Annotated in this window: 15 protein-coding genes; 9 read left to right on the top strand and 6 right to left on the bottom strand. The window is 60.6% G+C overall.

Translation table 11 applies throughout. The features are described from left to right. Nucleotides 1–2 precede the first annotated feature (2 nt). The 3 genes from QW379_02820 to QW379_02810 are packed head-to-tail and all read left to right on the top strand — an operon-like array spanning nt 3 to nt 2,303. Nucleotides 3–1,397 carry a V-type ATP synthase subunit B gene (locus tag QW379_02820; GenBank protein MEM2869338.1) on the top strand — a complete coding sequence of 465 codons (1,395 nt, stop codon included), beginning with the start codon at nt 3–5 and terminating at the stop codon, nt 1,395–1,397. A gap of 13 nt (nt 1,398–1,410) precedes the next feature. Then, a complete protein-coding gene (locus tag QW379_02815) occupies nt 1,411–2,031 on the top strand; it encodes a V-type ATP synthase subunit D (protein MEM2869337.1) in 621 nt (206 codons plus the stop codon). Next, the gene (locus tag QW379_02810) at nt 2,031–2,303 is read left to right on the top strand and encodes a hypothetical protein (protein ID MEM2869336.1); all 273 of its coding nucleotides are present in this window, start codon (nt 2,031–2,033) and stop codon (nt 2,301–2,303) included. The genes QW379_02815 and QW379_02810 overlap by 1 nt, the downstream gene beginning before the upstream one ends. Nucleotides 2,304–2,372: 69 nt before the next feature. Here QW379_02810 and QW379_02805 read toward each other — a convergent pair whose 3' ends face one another. Both QW379_02805 and QW379_02800 read right to left on the bottom strand, forming a co-directional pair. Further along, nucleotides 2,373–2,969, bottom strand: a complete 597-nt coding sequence (locus tag QW379_02805) for a hypothetical protein (protein MEM2869335.1) — start codon at nt 2,967–2,969, stop codon at nt 2,373–2,375. A gap of 21 nt (nt 2,970–2,990) precedes the next feature. Then, entirely contained in the window at nt 2,991–3,266 is a 276-nt protein-coding gene (locus QW379_02800; protein ID MEM2869334.1) for a hypothetical protein, read from the bottom strand. 635 nt (nt 3,267–3,901) lie between these two features. Between QW379_02800 and QW379_02795 the strand changes: the two genes are divergently transcribed. Next, nucleotides 3,902–4,456 (top strand): Rab family GTPase, encoded by a 555-nt coding sequence (locus QW379_02795; GenBank protein MEM2869333.1) that lies wholly within the window; start codon nt 3,902–3,904, stop codon nt 4,454–4,456. Between the two features lie 35 nt (nt 4,457–4,491). On the opposite strand, the gene QW379_02790 is transcribed toward QW379_02795, so the two are convergent. Next, nucleotides 4,492–4,983: a metallophosphoesterase gene (locus QW379_02790; GenBank protein ID MEM2869332.1), complete on the bottom strand. Its 492-nt coding sequence runs from the start codon at nt 4,981–4,983 to the stop codon at nt 4,492–4,494. Nucleotides 4,984–5,106: 123 nt separating this feature from the next. On the opposite strand from QW379_02790, the gene QW379_02785 reads away from it, so the two are divergent. After that, the gene (locus tag QW379_02785) at nt 5,107–6,510 is read left to right on the top strand and encodes a hypothetical protein (GenBank protein MEM2869331.1); all 1,404 of its coding nucleotides are present in this window, start codon (nt 5,107–5,109) and stop codon (nt 6,508–6,510) included. Between the two features lie 12 nt (nt 6,511–6,522). Here QW379_02785 and QW379_02780 read toward each other — a convergent pair whose 3' ends face one another. After that, nucleotides 6,523–7,011 (bottom strand): N-acetyltransferase family protein, encoded by a 489-nt coding sequence (locus QW379_02780; GenBank protein MEM2869330.1) that lies wholly within the window; start codon nt 7,009–7,011, stop codon nt 6,523–6,525. Between the two features lie 8 nt (nt 7,012–7,019). After that, the gene (locus QW379_02775) at nt 7,020–7,583 is read right to left on the bottom strand and encodes a DUF4184 family protein (GenBank protein MEM2869329.1); all 564 of its coding nucleotides are present in this window, start codon (nt 7,581–7,583) and stop codon (nt 7,020–7,022) included. An 82-nt stretch (nt 7,584–7,665) separates the two neighbouring features. On the opposite strand from QW379_02775, the gene QW379_02770 reads away from it, so the two are divergent. The 3 genes from QW379_02770 to QW379_02760 all read left to right on the top strand — a co-directional run bounded on the left by QW379_02770 (nt 7,666) and on the right by QW379_02760 (nt 10,748). After that, entirely contained in the window at nt 7,666–8,163 is a 498-nt protein-coding gene (locus QW379_02770) for an archaemetzincin family Zn-dependent metalloprotease (GenBank protein MEM2869328.1), read from the top strand. 305 nt (nt 8,164–8,468) lie between these two features. After that, nucleotides 8,469–9,809 carry a hypothetical protein gene (locus QW379_02765; protein MEM2869327.1) on the top strand — a complete coding sequence of 447 codons (1,341 nt, stop codon included), beginning with the start codon at nt 8,469–8,471 and terminating at the stop codon, nt 9,807–9,809. Further along, the gene (locus QW379_02760) at nt 9,810–10,748 is read left to right on the top strand and encodes a hypothetical protein (protein ID MEM2869326.1); all 939 of its coding nucleotides are present in this window, start codon (nt 9,810–9,812) and stop codon (nt 10,746–10,748) included. A 74-nt stretch (nt 10,749–10,822) separates the two neighbouring features. On the opposite strand, the gene QW379_02755 is transcribed toward QW379_02760, so the two are convergent. Further along, nucleotides 10,823–13,798 (bottom strand): M20/M25/M40 family metallo-hydrolase, encoded by a 2,976-nt coding sequence (locus QW379_02755; GenBank protein MEM2869325.1) that lies wholly within the window; start codon nt 13,796–13,798, stop codon nt 10,823–10,825. Nucleotides 13,799–14,328: 530 nt separating this feature from the next. Between QW379_02755 and QW379_02750 the strand changes: the two genes are divergently transcribed. Further along, nucleotides 14,329–14,622, top strand: coding sequence for a hypothetical protein (locus tag QW379_02750; protein MEM2869324.1), 294 nt, complete (start codon nt 14,329–14,331; stop codon nt 14,620–14,622). Nucleotide 14,623 lies beyond the last annotated feature (1 nt).

The raw sequence follows: 14,623 nt of genomic DNA, 5'->3' as shown, positions 1-14,623 counted from the left end.
GGATGACTAGGGAGTACAGAACCGTGAGCAGGATTGCCGGGCCTCTGATTTTCGTTGAGAGGACGGAACCCGTGGGCTACGGAGAACTCGTCAGGGTTTCCCTCCCCGACGGTAGCAGGAGGAAGGGCCAGGTGCTTGACACCTCGAGGGAGGTTGTGGTAGTCCAGATATTCGAGGGCACGGCGGGAATGGACAGATCCTGCGGTGTCACATTCCTTGGAGAGACGCTCAAACTGCCCGTCTCACCTGATATTCTTGGAAGAATTCTCTCCGGCGGGGGAGAGCCGCTCGACGGGGGACCTAGGATAGTTCCCGAGGAGCGCCTAGAAATCCTAGGGTCCGCCATAAACCCTTGGGCCCGTGACTCGCCACGGGAGTTCATCCAGACCGGGATCTCGACGATTGACGGAATGAACACCCTTGTCCGGGGCCAGAAGCTCCCCATATTCTCAGGGTCCGGGCTCCCCCACAACGACATCGCACTCCAGATCGCGAGGCAGGCCCGCGTCCCGGGGGGGACGGGCGAGTTCGCGGTGATTTTTGCGGCGATGGGCATAACAAACGAGGAGGCCCAGTTCTTCATGCACGATTTCGAGAGGACGGGGGCTCTCAAGAGAGCGGTGGTCTTTCTGAATCTCGCCGACGACCCGGCCGTGGAGAGGCTGATTACCCCGAGGTTGGCTTTGACCGCGGCCGAGTACCTGGCTTACCAGCACGATATGCACGTGCTCGTCATCCTCACCGACATGACCAACTACTGCGAGGCCTTGAGGCAGATCGGCGCCGCGAGGGAGGAGGTGCCGGGCAGGCAAGGCTACCCGGGCTACATGTACACCGACCTCGCCACCATATACGAGAGGGCTGGGAAAATAAAGGGCAGAAAGGGCACGATCACCCAGTTCCCTATCCTTACGATGCCCGGCGACGACATCACCCACCCGATACCTGACCTTACGGGTTACATCACCGAGGGGCAGCTCGTGATATCGAGGGAGCTGCACAGGAGGGGCATCTATCCCCCGATCAACGTCCTACCCTCGCTCTCGAGGCTCATGAATCTAGGTATCGGTAAGGGGATGACCCGAGAGGACCACAAGGCGGTCTCGGACCAGCTCTACGCAGCCTACGCAGAGGGCAGCGACCTCCGGGGGCTTGCGGCGATCGTCGGCAAGGAGGCCCTGTCGGATCGCGACAAGAAGTTCCTTCAGTTCGCCGATATGTTCGAGGACAGGTTCGTTCGGCAGGGAAGGGAGGAGGACAGGGACATCGACTTCACTCTCAACCTCGCATGGGAGCTGCTCGCCACCCTGCCCGAGGCGATGCTGACCAGAATGGACAGGAGCCTCATCGAGAGGTATCATCCCGCTCACTCCGGGAAAAAAGGTGCTGAGGCGTGAAAGGAGCCGGTCGATGATGATAAAGGACAGGGTGAAGCCGACCCGCTCCGAGCTTCTGGAGCTGAAGAGGAAAATTCGCCTTTCGGAGAGAGGGCATCGGCTTCTGAAGATGAAGCGGGATACCCTGATCATGGAGTTCTTCAGGGTGCTTGCCCGGGCCAAAAACCTCAGGACTCAGCTCATCGAGCAGTACAGAGCTGCTGAGAGGAAAATTGCAATAGCGATGGCGGTGGAGGGGGTCGTGGCAGTAAGGTCAGCCGCTTTTGCCATCAAGGAGAGGCCAAGAATTCGGCTGAAGAGTAAAAACGTGATGGGCGTGGTTGTACCGCTCGTAGAAGGATCCGGCGTCAGGAAAAAGCTATGGGAAAGAGGGTACGGAATTCTCGGTACGAGCGCTAGAATCGACGAGGCCGCTAGGGCCTACGAGGAGCTCGTCGAGACAATTATAGTAACGGCCGAGGTGGAGACCACGATACGCAGGCTATTGGATGAGATAGACCGGACACGCCGGCGGGTCAACGCCCTAGAGTTCAAGGTCATTCCAGAACTTAAGGAGGCGGCTGCTTTCATATCCCTCCGCCTCGAGGAGCTAGAGAGGGAAAACATATTCAGGCTGAAGAGAATCAAAGGCTGATGGAGCCCGGCGGGGCGCCGGGGCGCGGCCGGAGCGGCGGGAGCTCGGGAATTACGGGAGATGAGCGGGGCGGGAGAGGCAGCGCGGGCTCGAGGGGCGGCCCCGTGAGGAGCACCGATGCGGGTGGCGGGGAAGAGCCGGGGCTGCCCCCGGCCCTCCGGACCCCGGAGGGCCGAGAGAGGCTGATGAGGCTGCTGTGGCTGATATCTCTGGCGATGCTCGCAACCGGCTACGCGCTGATTTTCTGGATATGGACCCGCGGGGGGCTCTGATTCCATCGGAGCGGGTCTACAATGAGAATCAGGGCTTCTTGGGCGGGTAGAGCCTCGCGAACTCCTCACTCACCTCCGTCCGCAGTCTCTCAAGAACGAGCCGGTTTGCCTCCGTCTCGGTCCGAGCCTCAGAATCACCTCTTTTATCGGGCCGCTCTCGCCCATATCCGTTATATAGAGTCTGTGGAAAAACAGCTCGAGGACGAAATCTCTTCCCGGAAAAACAAAGTCCACATCTGGCTCACCGCTGATCGGCACCTCCTGAAACGCGTACCCCCTCCTTTTCAGGAGAGCTCTGAGCCGGGCCAGGAAAATGTCCCTGTCGAAATCGTCGTGCCAGAGAACCGCCCTGTAACGGTTCACATCATGGGTCGGCACCTTCCGGAGAGCGAGATAGGAAATCAGTACCCCCAGGCAATACAGAGGAATAAGAATAAAGATGGAGGACTCGCACGTGTAGTCCGGGAGACCCATTCTGTCTCTGACGAGCATGTTCAGGAGAAAAAGCAATAGCGCGACAACTCCTCCCAGTATCAGTGATACGGAGAAAATGACGACGTGGTAATCCGTCGGGGAAATGTGATACCATTTGTTCTTGACAAGGGGACAGCGGATGTAGTCCAGGGCGTCCCAGGCGTGGGTGCGTGTGAGAACCCATTTCCCCATTCAAATAACCCCGCCCGGCCGCTACTCCTCCTCGCAGAGCGCCTCACGCCTCAGAAGCATCGCCGCCTTCTCCCCGTCCCACTCGTCCGACTCTCCCCCCTCGACCAAGTAGCGCGGCTCCGGGTACTTAATTAAAAGATTCTTGATAAAATCGTCCACTTTGTCCTCATCAATGGGGCCCCCGGAGGTCTTGGGCTCCACTCCCCTCATGCCATCCGATTTCACATACCATGTGCCGACGCACCTGTCCTTCCTGCGGTCCCACACGTAAATATATTCCCAGCCCATCCGCCTCACCTATAAGTTGTTATCTGTCTAGAGAGTATAATAATTATTTGCCCATCCCAGTTAGTGCAAATATACCATTCAAATCCATCCTTCTACCCCATATTAATGTTTCCAGCCCCCTTCCACTTACCCGCTGTCTAAGTTAGGACAGTATTGATGCTCATCAGAGAACATAAACCACAATCATTCTTGAGCTTGGACGGCCCTCAAGATCGCCTATCGTCTGAGGTACCTACCGGCGCGGTTTCTATCCACTCTGTTAATCAAATCAAGTTTTCCGACTACATCCTCTAAAGAGGTTTCTGAAGAGGAATGAGGCAGCTCCAACCTCAAGGATTCCCTTGATGGCCCAAACGAACCCTCCCCCCTCATCTTGAAAGCATTTTTAACCCACGAACCTATCGCTCCTATGAGATCCTGTACTTCATTCTCGTTATCACGAATTTTTAGGAAAATCTACTTGGCTCCATTTAACAATCAATACGATTATTAGATGCGATTCTCAATCATCATGATTACAATGTATGAATGATATGGAGCGATTCATATTTCACAGGTGAAAATAGTTCTGATTTGGCTTTGGAGGTGGTTTGGGACCACCTGCGCCGGGAAAATTTTTATTTAATCAGGTCCATAACATATCCGTGGTCGAGAGGTACAGTAAGAAAGTCTGCCTGCTGGGCGATGAGGGGGTGGGGAAGACCAGCCTGATTCGGCGGTTCGTGGAAAATACATTCGACGACTCCTACATTAAAACCATCGGGACCAAGATATCAAAGAAGGAAACGGTGATACAGGGACGTGACGGTCGGCCCGTGCAGCTCAACTTCATGATATGGGACATCCTAGGTCATAAGTCCTCGAAGAGGGTCCCACCCACCTACTACGCTGGCGTCGAGGGAATTATGGCGGTCTTCGACTTGACCCGCCCCGAGACCTTTAAGGATCTCGACGTCTGGGTAAGTGGAATAGTTGTGGAGAAGAACTACGAGCCCGCCGTCGTCATTCTGGGCAACAAGAGCGACCTGAAAGACAGGATAAAGGTCTCGGAAGAGGAGCTCAAGAGCATGGCCGGCAAAATGGGGGCCGCCCACTTTTGGACCAGCGCAAAGACCGGAGAGAACGTAGAGGCGGCCTTCCACCACCTAGGAAAGGAAATGCTGCTAAGGCGCTCCGGTCCCTCGTGGACTTGGGCCTGAGCCCCCGCGCGAAATCCGGCTCCCTGAACCAGCTATCAGAAATCGACCAGTTCCGCCTCCATGCTCCCCGTGTCGACCAGCGCCAGCGTCCTCTTTCCCGTGAGGTAGCCGCAAGCTTCGCCAGGGTTGACGACTAGGGTCCGCCCCCTCCTCTCGATTCTGGGTTCGTGCGTGTGCCCCAGGACGACTAGGTCATACCTCCCGCAGCCCGTGAGTGCGTCCGCGAGCGCGCGCTCCGTGCCATGGTAAACAGCAACCCTCCTTCCCTCTGGGTCGACCTCCGCAAGGTCCCCAGCGAGCTCGCCGATTTCTTTGAATCTCTTCTTCAGGCCCGCCCTCTCGCCGTCGTTGTTCCCGTAGACCGCCACGACCCGCACGCCGGCTTTCGCCAGCGCGGGAGCGACGAATGGGGCCACGATGTCGCCCGCGTGGAGCACAAGCCCCACTCCCCTCTTCCTCATCACGAGCGCCGCGGCCTCGACCGCGGGCAGGCTGTCGTGCGTGTCAGATATCAGGCCGATGAGCATTGCTGTTCCTCCCGGAGCGGAGGATGGCCGGAGCGAAGCATTATTCTTTGGGTTGATTGGGCGGGGAGCCTTCCCTCATTTCCACAACAAAATATAATACTCCACCACCTCATCGCCGTCTCCGTGCCAGCCGCGCGCTTCCCCCTGCCAGCCCGCGACAGGGTTATCCTTCACCTCTCCCGCTTCGGGCGGCCGGAACCTGAAGGGAGCTGCCCGCGTGGCATCACCCAGGACGGAATAGCCGAGGCCACGGGACTCGCTAGAGCTCACGTCGCCCTCGCGCTCAGGTCCCTTCGCGAGGAGGGGCTCGTCGAAGAGCTGAAGGGGCGGGTGGCGGGCGAGGCGCGCAGGAGAAAAGTCTACTCGCTCTCCGACGCCGGCCTGAGGTACTCGCGCGAGCTTCTGGCATTGATCATGGAGGCCGTGGTCGAGCTCCATAGGGATGGCGCGGAGCCCCAGAGGCTGAAGCTCTCCGAGGCCTCCTTCCTACTATCTAAAAAACTCCCCCTTGCAGAGCTTGCAATCTCGGTGGGCGAGAGGGCGGTGCTATGCATCGGTCCGGACGGCCTGCCCGTCCGCGCTCCTCGAAAGGGGGGTTGGGGGTCGGGCGAGGAGGGGACGGCCTTGCCTGCGAGCGAGGGAGTGGGCGATGCCGGGCCATCCCCTCCGCGCCCCACCCCGGAGAGTCTTCTCGTGGAGACACCCACAGGGGTCCTGGGGGAACCCCAGCCCTGTAAAAAGGCGCCGGCCACCCCTCCCCGTCCACCAGAACCCCCGCTGGTCAGGTGGGGAAGGCTGGCGGCAGTGACCCTCGCCGGGCTCGCGCTGCTGCTCGGGCTCATATTCACAGGCATCCGGCTCGGGCTCCCGCTCCCTCCCGACTTTCTCCTCACATACTTCCTCCTCCTGCTCACAATCGAGCTCGTGCTCCTGCTCGCCTACGAAATACCGCCCGGCATCAGGACCGAGCTGGGAGTTTTCACGGGCACATTCATTGCGCTCTACGGTGGCGTTCTGGTTCTCGCGCCCCCTCTCCAGAGCCTTCTCTGGCTGGCGCAGGGCCTCCTTATTCTTTCCACGGGCCTTCTGCTCTGTCCCCTCAAGGAGGGCCGCGGCCTCCAGACCGCGGGCGCTGCCGCGGGCGCCTTCATGGTCCTCCTCGGCTCCCTCGGCGCTCTCAGGCCCGGCGAGCTTCACCTACGGCTCTTATCCGCCCTCTGGATTCCCGCTGGCCTCCTGTTCATAGCGGCCAGAGTCTACCCGGGGAAGCTGGGCCTCGCCAGCCACCTGAGGGCCTCGGCCGTGATGTCGGCTGGCCTCTTCCTCCTTGCAACGGGTATCTTCTTCTTTTCAAAAGGCCTCCACGCGGAGGGACTCGTCGAGCTCGTGGTCGGCGGCGCGGTTCTCTATTGCGCCGCGCCCCGCAGAAGGGAGAACTGGAGCCCCACATTCATTATAGTCTCGACGCTGCTGGGCCTAGTAGTCGTGCTAAGCGCGATCTCAGCCCTGGAGTATTTCGCGGGCTGAGACGGGGCCGGCTCAATCAAGCAGTTTTTGAAAAATATGAACGTCAAGCCACCGGCCGAATTTCCACCCCGCCTCCCTCATCACACCTACTCTCTCAAAGCCAAGCGCCTCGTGCAGGTGGAGGCTGGCGTCGCTACCCTCCACAATGCGCGAAACAACCAGATGGAACCCGGCCCTCTTTCCCTCTTCGAGAATTCCCTCCATCAGGGCCTTTCCTATCCCCCTCCCCCTGTGCTCTCTCGCAACATAGACTGAGAGCTCGACCGTCCTGTCGTAGCCCTTCCTCCTCGACCACCGGCTGAGCGAGGCCCAGCCCACAACCCTTCCGTCCTCCTCCGCAACCAGAATCGGGTGAGAGGGCTTGTGCGCCAGGTACCACCTCCTCATCCGCTCCTCGTCCCTCGGCTCTGTGTCGAAGGTGGCTGTAGTGTGCAGGACGGCGTCGTTGTAGATTTCAGCCATCGCCAATAGGTCGGCCTCGCTGGCGGGTCTTATTTTCACCGAACTCCTCACTTCCCACCCGCCCCCCTCGCTTGTTGCCTGAAATAGTAAAAGTAAAGCATTGCTAGGAGGAGCGCCAGCATCGATAGCTGGACAATCCAGCCAACCCTCTCAAAATCTCCGAAGGGAACCAGGTTGAAGCCATAGTAACTCTCCACCGGAAAGCTCAGGGGGTTGTAGGGGTGGTGGAGCGTGTCGAGGAGCACATGCGATACTGTCCCAATCAGTGCCGAGGAGCTCGTGACGAAAATCGAGGGCTTTTGGGAGCGGAGGTCCACCCCAGCGAAAAAGAACCACCTCTTGTTCTTCAGACGGCCCTCGAGTTTGCGTAGCAGCGGCGGGACCGCAAAGAGCACGAGCGCGATTGTGAGACCGAGGTCCACGGTGATTGAGCCGAGCAACGAGTGCATCAACCCCCTAGACTTCCATCTGTCCCAAGTGAGGATGTAAAGGAAAGGGCACTCTAAATCCGGGATGACGGAGCCGACGCTCAGGGCGAAGAAGTCGAACCTCGCCGGTCTGTGCGCGAATAGGGGCCACACCGTCGGCCAGTGCAGAACCGCAATCGGCATGTCAGCGCCCCAGCTCCATGCTCCGGGCAGCCCCCATCCGCATCCCCAAACTTAAATCTCCCGCACGCCTCTGGCCCTCTGGATGTCCAAGGAACTCACCCTTGTCCTGTTCGGCGATGTCCCCGAAGCAGATATCAGGGAACTCGGGGCCCTCCTTCCCGGCGCGGGGTACCGGGTCATTGCGGTCAGGAATGAGCCCGTCCCCGCCGCGGCCTACAGCCCACGCCGGGCCCAGTATCTCGCCTCCGCCTTTCTCGAGGTAGCCCTGAGGCACCCGGGGACTGTCCTTGGAATAACCGACCTCGACCTCTACACGCCGGATCTGAACTTCGTCTTCGGACTTGCGCAGAGGGGTGGGAGGGGGGCGGTTGTAAGCAGCCACAGACTCCACCACCCCATCCGGCGGATCTATCTCGAGCGTCTCGTAAAAGAAGCGATTCACGAGCTTGGGCATGTGAGGGGGCTCGGCCACTGCCCTGACCCGCTCTGCGTGATGCACTTCTCTAACTCTCTGGCTGACACAGATAGAAAAGGACCCTGGCTCTGCGGGAGGTGCTCGCTCGCAGACCCCGGTGTGTGATTCCCTCCCACGACAGCGGGGCCACACTTTTCCGTGATAAATCCGCCGTTGCCGACTTTCACCTACCCCTCCAAACCCTTTTTATACGGCGACGTGGGTTGGGTCGTTGGGCTCCCAAGGACCAAAGAGCCCCGCCGGGGCCGGCTCCCCCGCAACAGGGCGCAGCACTGACGAACCGCGCCCCAGGGGGAGGGCGTCGGCGAAGTGCCTGCATGAGGTGATGCGGGAGAGGGCGGGCGAGTGGGGCTCGAATCGCCTTCGATCGCGTAGACCGGGCGGGTAGAACGGGTCCAGGTGGAATGAGCATGGTGACGAAGGAAGAGCTGGCGCCCCACGTCGAGGACGTCGCGAGGGCGCTCGGGAAGGACAGGGTTTTGAAAGAGGGCATAGATGTTGAGAAAGAGCTGAGGGAGTATCTGGAGACCTACAGGGTGCTAGATATCGCCACGGCGAAGAGGAGCGTTGTGAGGAAGCACGGGGGCAACCCTGCAGAGCTAAGGGTCTCGTCTGGGCCGCCGAGAAAGCTCTCGGAGCTGCAGGTGAACGAGCCTTCTGTAGACTTCGTCGTGAGGGTGCTCACGGTTAATCCGAAGGAGGTGGAGGTCGACGGTGAGAAGAAGAAAATCCACTATGGAATCATCGCCGACGAGACTGCGTCGAAGACCTACACCGCTTGGATGGAGGAGGTGCCGTTCAAAAAGGGCGATGTGATTCGGGTCAGGAGCGCCTACACGAAGGACTGGAACGGCGAGCCCCAGATAAACTTTGGCAACAGGACGACCTTCGAAAAGGTCTCGGACGAGCTCGTTCCAGCGGCCGCCGCAGGGAGGTTCGGTGAGGAGAGGGTGCTGAAAGTGAGGGATTTCAAAGATGGCGAGAACAACGTTACCGTCGAGGCAAGAATTCTGACCATTGAGAGGAGGGAGGTGCCCGTTGGGGACGCGGTCAAGACGGTCTTCTCGGGTCTCCTCGCCGACGAGACGGGCCGGGCCCAGTTCACGATGTGGCACGAATTCCCGATAAAGCCCGGCGACGCTGTGAGAATTCAGGGCGCCTACATCAAGTGCTGGAAGGGCATCCCGCGCCTCACTTTCGATGAGAGGTCGAAGGTTGAGAGACTGGAACACTCGACACTTCCGGGACTCAAGGAGCTGGAGCGCGGACATGTGACGACCATCGAGGAGATCGCCGCGCGCGGCGGGGCGGCAGCCGTGACTATCCGGGGCATCATCATTGATGTCAAGCCGGGGAGCGGCGTCGTGTTGCGCTGCCCCGAATGCAGGCGCGTTATTCAGAAGGGCGTCTGCAGGGTTCACGGGGCGGTGAAAGGAAAGCCCGACCTGAGAATCAAAGCCGCGATCGACGACGGCACCGGAGCCCTCATCGCTGTTCTCAACAGGGAGCTCACAGAGAGGGTGACGGGGAGGGCGATGGAGGACTACATGAAGGTGCTGACCGAGCTCGCCAGCCCCGACGCCGTCCGGGCCGACATAATGGAGAAGGTGATCGCACGCCCGATGGAGCTGACGGGCAACGTGACATCGGACGAGTATGGCCTGATGCTCGTGGCGACCTCAGCCAGGATGCTGGAGGTGGATGTCCAGGCTGAGGCGAGGGCGATGCTCGAGAAGCTGGAGGTGGATTGATTGAGAGCCCCAAGGGAGATCGCCCACCGCCTCTTCGCCGAGGAATTCAATTCATCCACGGTGGAGCTGGAGCCGGAGGGCGAGTTCTCGCCCGGCCACGTGCTCACGCCGCTCGGCCTCTGCGTCAATAGGGTCCTCGTCGTGGGAGTGATAACTGACGTCGAGAACATCTCAACGAGTGGTGACCCGCTCTGGCGCGCCCGGCTCTCTGACCCCACCGAGACCTATTACATATCTGCGGGCAAGTACAGCCCCGAGGCCGCGGGCGCTCTGGCCAGAATCACTCCACCAGCCTTCGCCGCCGTCGTCGGAAAGGTACGGGTCTACAGACCGGAGGAAGGCGTGGTCTACCTCTCGCTCAAGGCCGAGACCGTGGTTCCTTCGACAGCGGCTCTCAGGGACTACTGGGTACTCGAGGCCTGCAGAAGCCTCAAAAAGAGAATCGAGCTCGCCGAAGAGGCCATGGGCCTCGAGAAGCCGACCGTTGAGGCCCTGGTGTCGCTCGGCGCGAGCCGCAGTCAGGCCGAGGGGCTCATCCTTGCCCTCAAGAGATACGGACCTCCTGACCTGGAGCGCTTCAGGGCGATGCTGGAGAGTTGCCTGCGCTACGTCCTGCCCGAGATGAATGGCAGAGCGGGAGAGGAGGAGGAGGCGTTCGCCATTCCGGGAGAGAAAGAGGGGCCCGGGGAGATGGCATCCGAGGAGGCGGAGGAGCCCGGTGACGATGAGGTCCCGGGCTACTCCAAGGAGGAGGAGGCGAAGGTCATAAAAATCGTCGAGAGCCTCCAGACGGGCACGAAGGGAGCGCCCTGGGAGAAAATCGTGGAGAGGGCGAAGAAGGAGGGTCTGAGCAAGGAGACCGTGGACCAGATAGTGATGGATCTGATGGAGTCGGGCGTTCTCTACGAGCCCTCGATAGGCCGAATTCGGAAGACCTGAGACCTCGGTTTCTCTCGACACCCGGGCTCCCTCTCAACTTCATGTTCTTTTTCCCTCTCCGCCTACACCGTGGCCTATAACCCCCGGCCGGGGGGCTCGCCCGTGTAGGGGGGCCCGGGATGAGGTCCGGCGCCGGGGTCCTCAGCGAATTCACCAATAGAATTATCGGGCGTCCAGGGCTCGGCCTCGGGCGGCTCCGGGGGGAACGCCCTTCCCTCCATTCTGACAACTCCTGACCCGGCCGCCCTCGCCCTCCATCGGAGCCCCCAGAATGCCATCAGCACAAGGAGCGCCATCAGAACCAGACCCAGCGCTCCAAGCAGGCTTACCAGCCAGTCCCTGTTCTCCAGCGCGGGCTCTTTCTTAGGAGGCGGCGGGAGTGGAGGAAGGGGCTCGATTGTTACGATGAGTGAGGCCGCAGAAGACTCGCCGTAGTCGTCCACAACGGTGAGCTCGACGGTGTAGTTGCCGGGGCGGAGGAAAACATGCTCCACGACCGGTCCTCCGGCGTGCGTCCCGTCCCCGAAGCTCCAGTAGAGAATCACCGGGCCCTCGGGGTCAGAAGAGCTAGTGGCGTCGAAGTAGACCTCTCTACCCTCGGTGAAGCAGCCGAAGGCCCTGAACGCGGCAATGGGCCTCCGATTGATGACCCTGACAGGCTCGAGGTAAAAAGTGTCAGTCTGGCCCGCGCTGTCCATCACGGTGAGGGAGGGGGCGTAGGTGCCGGGGCGCGTGTAGGCGTGCCGGGGCGATGCGTCCGAGGACACGTTCCCGTCGCCGAAGTCCCAGAGATAGACCACGGGGCCCTCGAGGTCGCTTGAGTCGCCCCCGAAGAAAAGGACGGGCCTGAAGGTGCTGACCTCCTCGGGATGGGCCATCGCCCTCGCCACGGGCCTCCTGTCCCTGACCTCGACGATTGTGTATGCGGTGGCCTCGGAGCCGTCGTCATCCTTCACAGTCAGGCGGATGGTGTATCTTCCCGGTCTATCATAGGAGTGGGCGACGCTCCAGCGGGGGTCGGTTTCCCCGTCGCCTAGATCCCAAAGGACGGCCACGACCCTGCCATCAGGGTCATTGGCGCGCGCCGTGAATGTGAACTCCGTGGTGATGTCCCCCGTGTCCTCCGGCACCTCTATGAAGCAGGCCGGGGGCCGGTTGCTAACGATTATTCCGAGGTGGTAGATGGAAGAGGAGCCATCATCGTCCGTTACATTCAGGAGGACGTCGTAGCTCCCGCTGTTTGTATAGACATGGACGGGGTCGAGCTCATCGGTCTCGCAGCCGTCCCCAAAGCTCCAGCGGACCGTCACGGAACCGTCCTGGTCGGAGGCGTTTGAGAAGAACTTGATGGGCACGAGGGTCAGGGCGCGGGTGCTGTTCGCTGATGGGCTGGCGGAGGGGGCCCGGTTGAGAACCGTGATGTTAATTCTGGACGGCCCGGAGACTGAGCCGAGGGCGTCGCGGACGCGCAGCGAGGCGGTGTAGACACCATCGTTGCCGTACGAGTGGGCCGCTCGGGCCGACGGCGTCCAGCCCGTGCCGCTTCCGTCGCCGAAGTCGAAGCTGTACTCCGAGACGCCGCCGATGGCGTCCACCGAGCTCCCGCCTTCGAAGCGGACCTCCTCCTGTGTCAGGACTGAGAGGGGCGAGGCCGAGAGGAATGCCACAGGCTTGTCGTTCACCTCCACAAACCTCTCGGCTGTGTTGTTGCTCTCGTCGCTCTCCACGACATTGTTCCGCGGGTCGATTTCAACGGTGACCCTGTGGGTCCCCACGGCCGCCTTCCACCTCGCTTCTGTGGAGGAGGTCGCACCTGCGGGCACATCAACACGTCTGGCGGCGATTGGGAGACCATCTAAGTAGAACTCGACATCGACGTCCGTAGCGTTCAGGTTGCCCGTGTTGGTTACATTGACCGATATCTCCACATCCTCCCCCTCCTCCGGCCTTTCGCTCGAAAGTCTCAGGCCATCCGGCGGGATGGAGAGGTCAACATACATAAACCTGGCCATCTCCGCTAGGGATGCGATTGCGAGCATTGTAGCCCTTTGGACGAGCGTGAAGTTGATGTACTCCACCCTGTCCATGGTCGAGTGGTAGTAGGGGCTGAAGTCCTCTTCGATGCCGAAGACCCCAGGGTAGCCGTGCTGCCAGAAGCGAGTGACGTCCGTCGGGGCGCCCTGACCCGCGGGGTACTGATAGGTGTCTATGCGCAGACCGATTCCGTATCTCTCGTTCACGCCAACCATGTACCGGCCCTGCGGCGCGGAGGCGGGGTCCCAAGCTAGGTTGAAGTCGTATGTTCCCCCAGCGTACGAGCTTCCGACCATATCGTAGCATATCCCGCCCTGCACATTCTCCCCCATTGAGTGGATGCTCTCCACGTATCGCCCCGAGCCCACCAGCCCTATCTCCTCAGCGGTGAAGAAGCAGAACTTTATGGTGTCCTGGAAATCGTACCTGCTTAGAATTCGAGCGGCCTCGAGAACAGCAACGCAGCCCGAGCCGTCATCGTCAGCGCCGGGGGCGTTGTTCCAGTAGTCCTGCGAGACGCTATCAGAGTGGGCGTAGAAATAGTAGACCGCGTCCGAGCTGGTGTTCAGGCCCGGAAGGGTGAGAATCACGCTGCTCATCAGATATGTGTTGACCTGCCCCTGGTAGGTGAAGTTGTGGAAGGAGACCTGCAGACGGCCGTTTCTATCGAGAGTGTCGTGGAGCCACCTCGTCGCCAGCGCCATCTGGGGCGCGGCGCAGAAGCGCGTCCCGAACTCCTGAAGCGTGGTCAGGTACCGCCTGAGATGGTCCTGCGAGACCTGGCAGGTCAGGCCCTTGATCGCGGCCTGGACCTCCGGGGGAGGAACTGTGAAAAGCTTGGTGGAGGGCTCTTGTCTCACGCCGCTGCCCGGCGCCAATGGGACGTCAAAATAGATGGGGATGGAATGGAGGCCGCCCGGTTGCCCACCCGCTTCCATCGCCCGCTCCTGAAAAGTTGCTCCTGCCCCGGGCACGAGAAGTAAAAGGACGACCACCGGCGCCGGAACCCCTCTCATCACCATGAACATTCGGTTGGCTATATATTAATGAATTGGTGCGGTGGTGCGGGGTGCCCTCGGAACGGACCGATGCCCCCACCTCGCCTGTGTGACTGCCAATAGGTGAGGGCGGGGAAAAAAGAGGAGAGAGGAAGGCGTTTGGGAGAAGCAATAAATTACCCCAACAACCTTAAATCGCTCCACACTTTTACCAGTGGAGGGGAAAGGGAATACAGCCCAACACCCTGCTCAACATCATAGGCTTCAGCCTCGTCCTCGCGGCGCTCTCGGGCTTCGCAATCTATACGGAGGTCCCTGCGGGCGGGCCGGGACTGAGGAGCTACTCGGTCAGGTTCCCCCTGACAGAGGCGACCGGGCCGGAAGGCTCCGGGGAGGCGCGCGACGGCCAGACGGTTCAGAGCACCCTCACGGTCACCCAGCCCAATATCACGACAATCATTTTTCAGTTTGAGTTCACCGACAACTATCGCTTCTCCTTCGTAAGCCCAGCCGGCGCCAATCTAAGAATCACCTCACCAGAAGGTGTCGTGAAGGAGGCCAGCTGCGCCCCCGGAGGCACCACCCGGACATCGGTCGAGTTCACGGACCTGAACGAGCTCCCCGCCGAGGCCAAGGTTACCGCGGCCGGCCTCCAGGACGCGCAGAAAAAAGCCGCAACCCGCTACCCACCCGGACTCAACGGAACCGGGGACTGGACTATCGAGGTGAGCGCAATACGTGATTACCTGCTGCCGGTCCACGGCCGGGGCAGCATATCCTTCACCATAAGCACACGCATAGAGAGCTACGTAGCATTGGTCGAGGAGATGCACGAGGCCTGAG

The sequence above is a fragment of the Thermoplasmata archaeon genome, assembly GCA_038851035.1.
In the GTDB taxonomy this organism is placed as follows: Archaea; Thermoplasmatota; DTKX01; order VGTL01; family VGTL01; genus JAWCLH01.
This window is presented reverse-complemented; position numbering and strand designations above follow the sequence as displayed.

Bases quoted from the DNA above. Each gene is read 5' to 3' on its own strand.
- QW379_02820 (MEM2869338.1), top strand. From the start codon at position 3: ATGACTAGGGAGTACAGAACCGTGAGCAGGATTGCCGGGCCTCTGATT.
- QW379_02815 (MEM2869337.1), top strand. From the start codon at position 1,411: ATGATGATAAAGGACAGGGTGAAGCCGACCCGCTCCGAGCTTCTGGAG.
- QW379_02810 (MEM2869336.1), top strand. From the start codon at position 2,031: ATGGAGCCCGGCGGGGCGCCGGGGCGCGGCCGGAGCGGCGGGAGCTCG.
- QW379_02805 (MEM2869335.1), bottom strand. From the start codon at position 2,969: ATGGGGAAATGGGTTCTCACACGCACCCACGCCTGGGACGCCCTGGAC.
- QW379_02790 (MEM2869332.1), bottom strand. From the start codon at position 4,983: ATGCTCATCGGCCTGATATCTGACACGCACGACAGCCTGCCCGCGGTC.
- QW379_02775 (MEM2869329.1), bottom strand. From the start codon at position 7,583: ATGCCGATTGCGGTTCTGCACTGGCCGACGGTGTGGCCCCTATTCGCG.
- QW379_02770 (MEM2869328.1), top strand. From the start codon at position 7,666: ATGTCCAAGGAACTCACCCTTGTCCTGTTCGGCGATGTCCCCGAAGCA.
- QW379_02765 (MEM2869327.1), top strand. From the start codon at position 8,469: ATGGTGACGAAGGAAGAGCTGGCGCCCCACGTCGAGGACGTCGCGAGG.
- QW379_02755 (MEM2869325.1), bottom strand. From the start codon at position 13,798: ATGAGAGGGGTTCCGGCGCCGGTGGTCGTCCTTTTACTTCTCGTGCCC.